This window comes from Clostridium sp. AF37-5 (genome assembly GCF_003477605.1).
Classification (GTDB): Bacteria; Bacillota; Clostridia; order Lachnospirales; family Lachnospiraceae; genus Eubacterium_F.
This window is the reverse complement of the sequence record NZ_QUDR01000036.1, coordinates 490-11,047: the sequence shown is the minus strand read 5'-3', so window position 1 is coordinate 11,047 and position 10,558 is coordinate 490. Positions and strand designations below refer to the sequence as shown.

General features: G+C 34.5%; 12 protein-coding genes. All 12 read right to left on the bottom strand.

What is annotated here, in order from left to right; all coding sequences use genetic code 11:
* Positions 1 to 80: 80 nt before the first annotated feature.
* Complete coding sequence (locus DW019_RS14370) at positions 81 to 554, bottom strand: hypothetical protein (protein ID WP_022375761.1); 474 nt, start codon at positions 552 to 554, stop codon at positions 81 to 83.
* Positions 532 to 2,160 carry a protein kinase gene (locus DW019_RS14365; RefSeq protein ID WP_118444013.1) on the bottom strand — a complete coding sequence of 543 codons (1,629 nt, stop codon included), beginning with the start codon at positions 2,158 to 2,160 and terminating at the stop codon, positions 532 to 534. Before DW019_RS14365 ends, DW019_RS14370 begins: the two co-directional genes overlap by 23 nt.
* Before the next feature lie 88 nt (positions 2,161 to 2,248).
* A complete protein-coding gene (locus DW019_RS14360) occupies positions 2,249 to 2,518 on the bottom strand; it encodes a hypothetical protein (protein ID WP_118444012.1) in 270 nt (89 codons plus the stop codon).
* A 110-nt stretch (positions 2,519 to 2,628) separates the two neighbouring features.
* On the bottom strand, positions 2,629 to 3,444 hold the full coding sequence (locus tag DW019_RS14355; RefSeq protein WP_022375764.1) for a helix-turn-helix transcriptional regulator: 816 nt from the start codon (positions 3,442 to 3,444) through the stop codon (positions 2,629 to 2,631).
* A 548-nt stretch (positions 3,445 to 3,992) separates the two neighbouring features.
* Positions 3,993 to 4,607 (bottom strand): hypothetical protein, encoded by a 615-nt coding sequence (locus tag DW019_RS14345; RefSeq protein WP_147353040.1) that lies wholly within the window; start codon positions 4,605 to 4,607, stop codon positions 3,993 to 3,995.
* A gap of 396 nt (positions 4,608 to 5,003) precedes the next feature.
* Positions 5,004 to 6,092 carry a DUF5050 domain-containing protein gene (locus DW019_RS14340; protein ID WP_118444009.1) on the bottom strand — a complete coding sequence of 363 codons (1,089 nt, stop codon included), beginning with the start codon at positions 6,090 to 6,092 and terminating at the stop codon, positions 5,004 to 5,006.
* 15 nt (positions 6,093 to 6,107) lie between these two features.
* A complete protein-coding gene (locus tag DW019_RS14335) occupies positions 6,108 to 6,383 on the bottom strand; it encodes a hypothetical protein (RefSeq protein ID WP_118444008.1) in 276 nt (91 codons plus the stop codon).
* Positions 6,384 to 6,611: 228 nt separating this feature from the next.
* Complete coding sequence (locus DW019_RS14330; RefSeq protein ID WP_118444007.1) at positions 6,612 to 7,346, bottom strand: hypothetical protein; 735 nt, start codon at positions 7,344 to 7,346, stop codon at positions 6,612 to 6,614.
* A 123-nt stretch (positions 7,347 to 7,469) separates the two neighbouring features.
* On the bottom strand, positions 7,470 to 7,796 hold the full coding sequence (locus tag DW019_RS14325; RefSeq protein WP_182431161.1) for an ATP-binding protein: 327 nt from the start codon (positions 7,794 to 7,796) through the stop codon (positions 7,470 to 7,472).
* Positions 7,759 to 8,766, bottom strand: a complete 1,008-nt coding sequence (locus DW019_RS14320; protein WP_118444005.1) for a hypothetical protein — start codon at positions 8,764 to 8,766, stop codon at positions 7,759 to 7,761. The genes DW019_RS14325 and DW019_RS14320 overlap by 38 nt, the downstream gene beginning before the upstream one ends.
* A gap of 14 nt (positions 8,767 to 8,780) precedes the next feature.
* On the bottom strand, positions 8,781 to 9,527 hold the full coding sequence (locus tag DW019_RS14315; RefSeq protein ID WP_117480173.1) for a LytTR family DNA-binding domain-containing protein: 747 nt from the start codon (positions 9,525 to 9,527) through the stop codon (positions 8,781 to 8,783).
* Between the two features lie 50 nt (positions 9,528 to 9,577).
* Positions 9,578 to 10,264 carry a hypothetical protein gene (locus DW019_RS14310; RefSeq protein ID WP_117480174.1) on the bottom strand — a complete coding sequence of 229 codons (687 nt, stop codon included), beginning with the start codon at positions 10,262 to 10,264 and terminating at the stop codon, positions 9,578 to 9,580.
* Positions 10,265 to 10,558 lie beyond the last annotated feature (294 nt).

The window sequence follows — 10,558 nt, the reverse complement described above, 5'->3', positions numbered from 1 at the left end:
TAATACGAGAAAAATCCACGACATTTGTCGTGGACTTTGTCTACAGTCTGAAATCCCCACCAAAACGGTGAGGATTTTGCTTATTCTTCTTTTGATATTTTTTTTAGCCCCTGCCTCTCAAGCATATCATCAATTTCAAACAATTCATATTTCCTATTATTAATTGCGACAATGAAACAGGCATCTCTCTTATCCTTCGCATACAATGGATTCATTCCATATAATTTAAGTGCCCGGTTCACTTCATCCAGCAAAAAATGTCCCGCTATACAAAATCGAAGAATCAAATCGCGGTTTTTCGTATGCTTTTCCATATTTAGAATTTTCTCGCCGTAAGATTCAGAGACACCGGCAATTGAATAAATATCCTTCAAACATATTTTTCGATTCGTACACATTAAATTCTTATTTGCCAAAACATCTTTCATATAATAAGAAAATGTTTTCTTGTCATCTGCCATATATTTTTTGTTGTCTTTGTAATAATCGCCTAATTGCTCAGGCTTCATTTTTTCCAAAAGTTCATCCAGTTCATCTGTCCTTTTTTCCTGCATTCGTATTCTCCCCTAAATAGTTGTCCAATCGTTCAATTAATTCGTCTGCACGATATCTGGAATTCGCATCTAAAGATATGCACCGTTCTATAACATTCCACAATTTTCCTTGTGCCGGTTTCTCTTTCGGAAATTTTCCGGTAAGCATTACATTTAAAAGAATCCCAACTGCATAAATATCGGTTTTATTTGAAGACGCTTTCATCCCATATCCGACCTGCTCCGGTGCCGCATAGTCCTTGGTGCCAAGCAGTCTTGTATCTTCTTTTTCCTCCGAATCATACCATTTTGCTACATTCATATCGAGTAACACCACTTCTCCTGATTTGGTGAGCATAACATTTGATGGTTTGATGTCCCGATGAATGATTGGGCACTCCAGTGTATGCAATTCATTTAAAATACAACATAAATTTCTGACAATATGCACTGCCTCTGTAGGCTTAAATATTCCTTTCTTCAGGTATTCCGATAATGAACTTCCTTCGATGTATTCCTCAATAATCACTAAATACCTGTCACCTCGATAAACCTTAGAAATCTGTGGCATATGGGCAATTGGATGACATATAAGATACCGATATACACTTTCATTATATGTACTGAGAATTTTCTTTACATAATTTTTCCCATCCATTTTTACGAGTACAACATTTTCTCTTTCATCCAAATTGCTGATTTCTTCATAACTCATAAGTTCAATTACGTCTTCATCCGTCATTCCCTTATAAGGATTCGAAAGCGACATCTGATATTCAGCCTCGGACAAATAAATCATACTCGTATCAATTCGGTTTACAAAGCCACACTCTGTGCATTTCCAACTATCACAGTTCTCGCTAAAACCATCTTGTTCATTCAGCAGGGCTTCACATTGGTCGCAAATCCACGCCACCTCATTGTCTGTTTCCACACGCGGATTTATCAGCATCTCTCCACACCCCTTGCAAACCCAGTAAGGCAAATCGTTGCGATAACCTTTTTGCAATGTTAAATTGGCATCACATCGCGGACAAAATTCATCTCCATCATTTGCTGCCAATTGCCTATAGTTATTTCTGATGATTTCTGAAATGACATCAGCCGCAATTTCACTTCCTACAGCACTCGGATGGCAGCCATCATCTGCATAAATAGGTGTATCACTTGAATTTTCATAAAATGCTGTCCCTACATCCGCAATAAGTGCTTTATTTTCTTTTGCAGCTTCATAATAACTTTCATGCATCTGCTCATACATTTCATCATATGAAAGCCCAAGTTTTACAAGTTTAGCGCAGTCCTTCTGATAAGCCCACGTCGCATAAAAAACCGGTTTTGCACCTATCGACCATATCAAATCACACAAATCTCCTGCACTGTCACGAAAACTTTCTTTCGAGGTAATCGGTCCGTTACTCATTTCCTGCAAAATAACAAAATCCCACGGTTCCTCTTTCAATGCCGCTAATGTTTTTGCTCCCATTTTTGTATTAGGATTCAAATGTTCCCTTAACCTTGCACCACCTCTTGTATGTGCTACAACCTCCGCACCGGTTCTTTTTGCAATTAATTGGGGAAGATTGTTAGCCGAGGTAAAACTGTTTCCTAACATAAGTATTCTCATGATAATCACGGTCCTCCTATTGATAAATTTATCATACCAGTTTAGAGGGCAGATAACAACTCATATTAATCAACATGCCTTTTTAGCCCTAGCAAAAATCATAGTCATCCGGATCTAAGCCGGCTTCTTCTAACGCCTCTGCCCTCTCATCCGGATCCATAAGTTCTAACTCATCAACATCAAGGCCTGCTGCCATGGCATCAATTTCAAAATCATCTTCCATATCGTCATCGAAATCTCCAGCATCTCCAAATAATGCCTCATGCTCTTCTTTACTCGTGCAAAGTATTTCTTCAGCAAACATCCTCTCACAGCTATCCACCTCACCGTCGCCATCAAAATCCATCCAATCTCTCATCTCTCTACCTCCTACAAAATTCAAAATTATAAGGTTTAAAGGTTCTCTTTGAGTATATAATACATTCCCAGCTGTCCAATAATCATCCCACTCACACTGGATTTTGCATTTTAATCTAAATATACGGAATACATCTTCATATCCTTTGGTTTCTCAAATTTACTATAACTTTCCTCTGCCATATGTATTTTCTCCTGCATCGTTAATACCTCTTTATTATTACCATTATTCTTTTCTGAATTGTTCACCGGTATGCTTGTCTTATCCATCATATTCTCAAATACCCGTTTTATGACCGATACTAATTCATTAAAATTTTCGTCATCTGATACATTATCCCTGTGCTCATCATCTGACAAATTTATCACAATATTCATTGCTCGCAAAACCTCCAGTATTCCAAAATAATATGGCATTTTATATTGTATTTCTTTTGAAAAACATCCATCCATAGCATCTGCTATCATGCTAAAAACTTCTACTCCCCTCGTAATAAAACACATTTGGTCTCTAAGACTTACTTGTTTAGGACCTGAAATCATATGGTTTATACGATCCAGTAATTGTTTTTGCTTCCTTTGCAACTCAATAAGTTCCTCGCTCAAACTCATTTCATGTTCTGGTGGAAAATATGCAACCAGCTTTTTCGTATTCTTATCAGGCTTATAACGATAAGTTTCCTCACCATCTTCGATATATCTAAACATTGCCTTGTCTAACAAAATTCTTTTCTGTTCCTCCGATATTTCATCAAAGAAACACTTGTCAATACCAAAAAAATCTGCCAATTGCTTCTTTCTCATTTCTGGAATTTCCTTTTTCCCATTTTCCCAAGCACTTATTATTTGTCTCGAAACTTCCAACCTCTCAGCCAACTGACTCAAAGAAAAATTACACTGTTTTCTTATATATCTTAATCCATTCATTTTCTTTTTTCCTCCAAATATTTTAATATAACATTATGTGCACTTATGTTATATCGATATCATAATTTTAGTTGACAGAGTCTGTCAACCCGTAACCTATAAATCTATTAGAATAATCTTGTTCACAGATACCGTTTTTCTTCCACCAATGTTCTACTGTTCTTCTCTCTCTGCACGATGGTATTCATTTACAGCACCCCATATAAATGGCACCGTTCCTAATACTAATAAAAAATCTATAACATTACTTATCCAATCACTAACACTTTCTGAGACAAAGCCAAAAGATATAAGAATAACCCAAATAAGAAATATGACACCCGGAATAATAATTACCTTCGCAATAAGCGGCATTTTGTCAACTATCTCAACCTGTATTCCAATTATCATTACTTCTATTTGCATTATTTCTAATAATACAACTCACCAAAAACACAGTTAGAATAATAACTATAACATTAATTCCCCAAATAATTATTTTTTTCATTCATTAATTTCTCCTTCTTCATATCATGGTGTTATCCGTTTTATATTTACATGGTAGCATCCTACTTTATAACACAAATCTTTCTTTTATCGTTAAGATAAGCTTTGTAGCCTCCGTTAATGCTTTTTATTAATTGGGGATTTTCTTCCTCTTCCTCCCCATATCCAAGTTCTAAATTCTTCTTTACCTGAAGTACACACAGTTCCAATACATCCTTCTTATTTCCTCCAGCAATTATGATTTCTTTTTCTCCATCGCCATTAATATCACAGGCAGCCATTTGATAAAAGAAACCTTTTTTCGCTCCTGCCCACTTCTCTTCTAATGATTCTCCTAAATTACTAATTAAATCAATACTTTGGTTTTCCGAAAAAACCTTCATCGAAATACCTTCACCTACATCCTCACGTTTAATTACGAAACCTAATGTTTCTCCTTTCGTTATCTCCGTCGACATTTCACATTTCTTCCTTTTCCGTAAATCCTTCCCGCTTATCTCAATCGATTCCATCTCATCCGCATTAAAAAGGTACTTCCCTACATTATCTCGCTTCTCTTGCGACAATGTCATATCGTTTTTAACTTCTGTCTTTTGTTTGATCTTTTTGCCGCCACAACCCACTGACAAAAATATACAAATCAAACTAATAAATATTATGCATATATTATTTTTCATCTTTTCACATAGTATAATGAACCCATAAGAAAATTAAAATTCACTACACATCTTCCTTTCTAAATTATTTTCTATATACTCAATTATAAACACTATGAATTAGTAAATTCACCTACGACAACCTCCCTATAAGCTGACTGTTTCCTTTAAAGGCTTTAACCACAACTCTATGTCTATTTGTTTATTAGTTAGATAACGCATGATGTTATGCTACATTCAACATAAAGTTTGCAGAAACACAGCGTAAACTTTATACATAGAATGTTTTTTATGTTGGTATTTACTTATCCAAATCAAAACACGATTGCTATATCATAGGTTCGGATAGTATTGATACTCTTCATATTTCAAACACCTGAGACAGTTTCAATACACTTTACACCATCTTATCTGCTCTCAACTCAAGTCTTTTCCAGTATTGCTATCTACATAAATTAATTTTCCATTTTCACACCCCCAAAAAATTTTTCTTCCTAAAACAATATCAAAGCAGCCCCACTTTGCAATTCCCTTATTTGATATTATACTTTTATTTCCATTTGACAAATTGATTTTTTTCACCCAATCCCCATAATTTGATTGAAAATAAATACTTTCCCCACTAAAAAAACACTTTGCAACTGCATCATCAATTAATAACTTTTCTTTCTTTTCTCCATAACAAAACTGATATAAATACTCTTCCTCCCCAACCTCATCTCCTGGTTTCCGAAAATAAACAGCATCTTTATGTAAACATACGCTATCCGCATATGCTGCAAATTTTAAAATTAACTGCTGATTAGAACCATCCAAATCCATCTGATATAATTCACATTCGTTATCCTCGTTTTCATAAACCACGTATATTTTCTCGTTTGAAACATAAAAATATACCCCATTTTCCTTTTTCACAAGAACCTTAACATCTTCACCATTTAAATCCATTGATTCAATATTTTTTCCTCCCATTTTAGTAAAAAGGGAATAATATATCCTATTATCATACAACCATAGATCATTTACGATCCCATCTATCTGCTTTACATCAACACTAGCACCATTGCAATTTAATCTAATAATTGTGTAATTATCTATTTCCCGATTTCTTCCCTTCTTCTCAATTAACTCAAACACAATACAACCATTTTTTGCATTCAAAAAATATATTTGACCAAATTTACTTTTATATATAATTTCCTTATCTTTTCCTTTGTATCGATAAAGAGTTGAACCGCTTCCATTATTTTCAGCAGCATAAAGATAATTACCATCTTTGCAAATGGTTCTTCCGGAACGATCATTATTCATATATGGATATCCCGACTTTGTATCTTTATCAGCTTCTACCCAAAATGAACTCTTCCATTTAGATTTTTCCAGGGAGTTCTGCTTCGATGACGAGTCAAAGTGTCTTTGCTTCTCTGTAGTACTATCCTGATGCAGACCACACGAAACAAAAAATAAACATATCACAAATAAACCAAAGAATTTCAAAAATCTCATTTCTAATTTTCCCCCTCATATAATCAAGTTTCGATCTAGGCTATTACCTAATAAATCAAGCTCTGTTACTTTTGTTCCGGCATGATCTTCAATTAGAATATGTTCCATTTTTGCATCAATTTTACCAGTATATTTTTCGTTTGACATTATTGGCATTTGTTCATAACCAAAATAGCATCCTTTCATCCTCTCTCTTGGAATAGAAATCAATATCCAATATACCAATCCTATAAATAACATAATTACAAATAAAATACAGCAACTAATTATTAATTTCCCCTTTTTTCTCACTATATCTCCTTTCATAAATGTTTAAATACAATTTCTTCATCGTACACCATTAGGTATATCTTTTCTTCTGTAATATTCCTTAGTATATTTTACAAAACCAACGTATTAATAATGCAGTATCTCGTCATATGTATTAATTGTGCATACTCACATTATGTGTTGTATTTTCCATGCTTTTGTTGTCACATCCACATAGCAAATCTTTTTCCAGCTCATCTTCTTCCTCTATCAATTATACTTGAAACTTTTTTTAGCCCGCTTCGAAACATATCTTTTATCCCAAAGCTCAACAGTGTTTTTTCCAGCTGCTGTCCAGGAACAACTATACGCAACGAGTCCAATATTCTTTTTAAATGAAACAGTATATATGCTAAGTACATCTGAAAAATCTTTCTTTACAGTCCATGTATTATACTGTCTAACATCTTTCTTTTTCCCATAAATCAACATTCGCTCATGTTCACCAGATTCTTCCTCCGATAAAACATCTTTCATTTCAGCCTTCTGGCAAATAATATGAGTGTATTCTGCTGGTATTCGCCCCTCCTCACAAAAAGTTTTCATTTCATTATCCGGCATATGCGGCATACAATACCAGTATATCCTATCTTGCTTGACCAAAAAATAGTACATATCTAAGCATTCCTTCGGCATGTGGTATCGTCCATCGCTATCATAAGAATCATACTCCACTCGCTGAAAAAAAATGTGCCATACTTCTCCCCTTTTGCCTTTTCTTTCTCTATTGACAAACATCGTTGTTTCTTTTTCCAATAAATCTGAAAAATAGAACCGCCCGGAAACTTTTATTTGACAATTTTCTGTATATGGAAAATATTCATTATGTATTTCGCTTGTTTCTGTTGGTTTCTTTTTAGCATCTTTGGTTTCAACTTTCCCACAACCTGATACTGCTGCTATCACAAATATGAAAACACACATTTTCAAACACACACGTTTCATTCTTAAACTCCTCTTCTTTCAATAACTACTTCTCCCCGCTATCTGCGCTACTTTTTACTATACCTATTTCACCAAAAGTTTCAACAAAAGCGACAATTTTTGCAGAATGAGGGGCCACTTTTGCTATATTTCTTCATCAATAGAGATTAGCAACACCGTTTCAAATGTTTTATCCTCTGCCGTACACATCAAACATCCACCATATTTTTCTGCAATCCGCCGCACGGAATGAAGTCCGATTCCATGCATGCCATCATCTTTTTTTGTAGTAGCAAAGTCTCCATCCTGCGTATGTTTTATATTTTCAAATGGGTTTGTGATTTTTATTACGCAGAAACCGCCTACTTCCTTCATATAAATGTAACTCTTAATATACTTTTCTCCTTGCGTCTCCGCAGCCGCACGAATTGCATTATCCAAAAGATTGCCAAGCATGGAAATCAAATCCATCGGTGCCACATGTTGTAATAAAACTCCGGGTTCTACATAAAAGGCTGTGTGAATTCCCTGCTTCCCGTCTTTTTTCATTTAACAATGAATTCAATACCGGATTGTCGCAGTACACCATCCTGGAATCCTTTTCCATTTCTGCACCAATACTATCCGTCAACTCTAAAATCGCTTTTGTATTTCCATCCTTTGCAAAGACATAAATCATTTTTATCTGATTCGTAATATTATGAATCAGTTCCTTTTGTTTCTTGTCAATTTCCGATATCTGCATATAATATTCCAAGTCTTTTTTCTGCTTTATAATTACGATATTTTGTTCCATCGTTTCATATAAGCGCTCCGAATACCGTTCAAATGCATAAAAACTCATTACATTCCCCAAAAACAAGACCGCAAAACTGCACCCAAGGAATGCACTCGCATACCCTGCCATATGATGAACTGCTCCCGAATAGAATACAATTATCATAACAAATAAGCTTGCAGCCGGAATCATCATATACATAATAAATATTTTGGAGTCTTGTATTCTCTTTCGTTTGCCTATTGCTTGATTCGTAATCAGAACCAGTATATAGGTGAGAAATTTAATGACAAGCATCAAAATCATAATCAATGTGGAATTTTTGTAATCCGATGCATCCGGATGTACCAAAAGCATAAATAAAAACTCACATCCACACAAAACGCAAAACATCGTAGCAAAGCATAACAAACGATAGCATACTTTTCCCTGAAATTCTAAAACCGTATACAAGAAAAATAATGCAGGCGTAATTAAAATATTAACATCCCCATTCCCCAAAAGGTTGCATATGGTTAATAGAATAACGATGCCGATTTGACAGCTCTTTTCTTTTAATACTGAATCAGCAAAGAACTTTCTCTTGCTAAAATAATTTTGAAAAAACAAATGGAACAAATACACATCGATGATGCAGCTTATTACAACACTTAATACCTTCACTTTATCCTCCGTCTTTATTTATATTTTTCACTCATTACCGCAGCCAGTGCCCGTCTGAACTCTGGCATTCTGGAACGTGAAACATTCAATTCTTCTCCGTTTGATAGTTTTATCACACCCTCTGATTTTAATTTAACGACATGATTTAAGTTTACAATATAACTATTATGGGCATATTCAAAACCGTATCCCTTCAAATCCGTATACAGCTCTGCCAACTTCTTTTTTGTCGTAATCCTATCCTCAAATGAGTAGTCTTTATAATTCTCCTGCACATGGATTTCGCTTCCGCGCTTATAATTATCTATGTATAAAATATCATCTGGATACACCTTCACTATATTCATGTGATTTTTCCCCATTACATAGGTTCTTTTTTTCATTTGCTTCATTTTCTCTACTACTGCGGTCAACTCCAATAACATTTTGTCATCTCCATAATTTTTCCGCAAATATCGAAAAGGTGTGGTTTTAAATGATTCATCCGTAGGCTTTGATACACCAGAACAAAATACTAATAAAGAATCCGGAAATAATTTTCTGAACTGCTTTGCTGTGGCATGTCCGTCCATTCCACTCATCTGCATATCAAGAATGATCAAGTCACAAGATGTCATTCTCTCTACTGTAAGAAGACACTCTTCCCCCGACGTAACTTCATAAAAGATAACTTGACGCTCACTCAAGTCGCATCGCAAAAGCATTTCTTTCATATAGGAAATAAAATTTTTATCATCATCACAAATAACAATCTTATACATAACGTCCTCCCCTATTTTTTTGTTCAGTATAGCATATGTGTCTATCTTTGTCAATTTTTGTAATGTACCTTTTCCACCTTAACGTACTGGTAATAATATGACCCAGCCGGAATTGCTAACCGAACATTTATATCTCCATCTTCTAAGTAAAACTGATCTTCTTGCTCAAAAATCTGTTCTTTTATTCGTTCATCCGAAAGCTTACCAAATGCTTCTTGAAATTCTTTCCCGCATTGCTGAAAAACTGCTTTTTTACATTTTGTCATAAACTCATCGGACTCAATAATTACATCTTTCAGCAATAATTCTCTGTTTTTTCCCCAGTCATAGTTCACAGAAAAAGATACATTTATAGGATGTAATGCCCCTTTTGCATAATAATCTCCAGTAAATAGAACAGATAAAATTTTATCCGTTTGTGTTTTGACATCATAATTTAATGTGATAGCAACTTCTTGTTTCAAATCAATTTCTCCCATCAGTTTTTTAATATGCGATAGAATGATTTTATTACAAGACTCTGTTTTTTCGCCCTCTAACTTTGGATAATGAATATTCCACCATTTACTCTTTTGTTTTTGGGACGTGTATACCCTATCTTCAATGCTAAATATCCTATCTTTATTTGTCTGAGTTCCTTGTGTACTATTGGAAATTTGTTTCATATCATTTTCATTTACTCTGCCACACGACGTAATGCATGCACAAAGAAATAATAATAAATAAATTTTTTTCATGCCTATTTCCCCTTTCTGCGAAAGAATCCAATGCATTATAAAACATGTTGGCTGGCTTTCACTTTTCCGCTCTTGTTTTTCTCTTTTTCTTTTTTTCGATACAATTCTCTCCTAAAATAAAAATGTCTCCCCATGGGACACATCACATATGTGAGAGGTGCAGGGAGTCCTATTGTTATTATCTTATGCTATTTTCTAGAAAAAAACAACTATTTATTTCATGATGGGGTAAATTTACTGTCGGAAAGTATTAGACAGACTACACCTGTGACCTGTTTCAGATTTGATAACTGT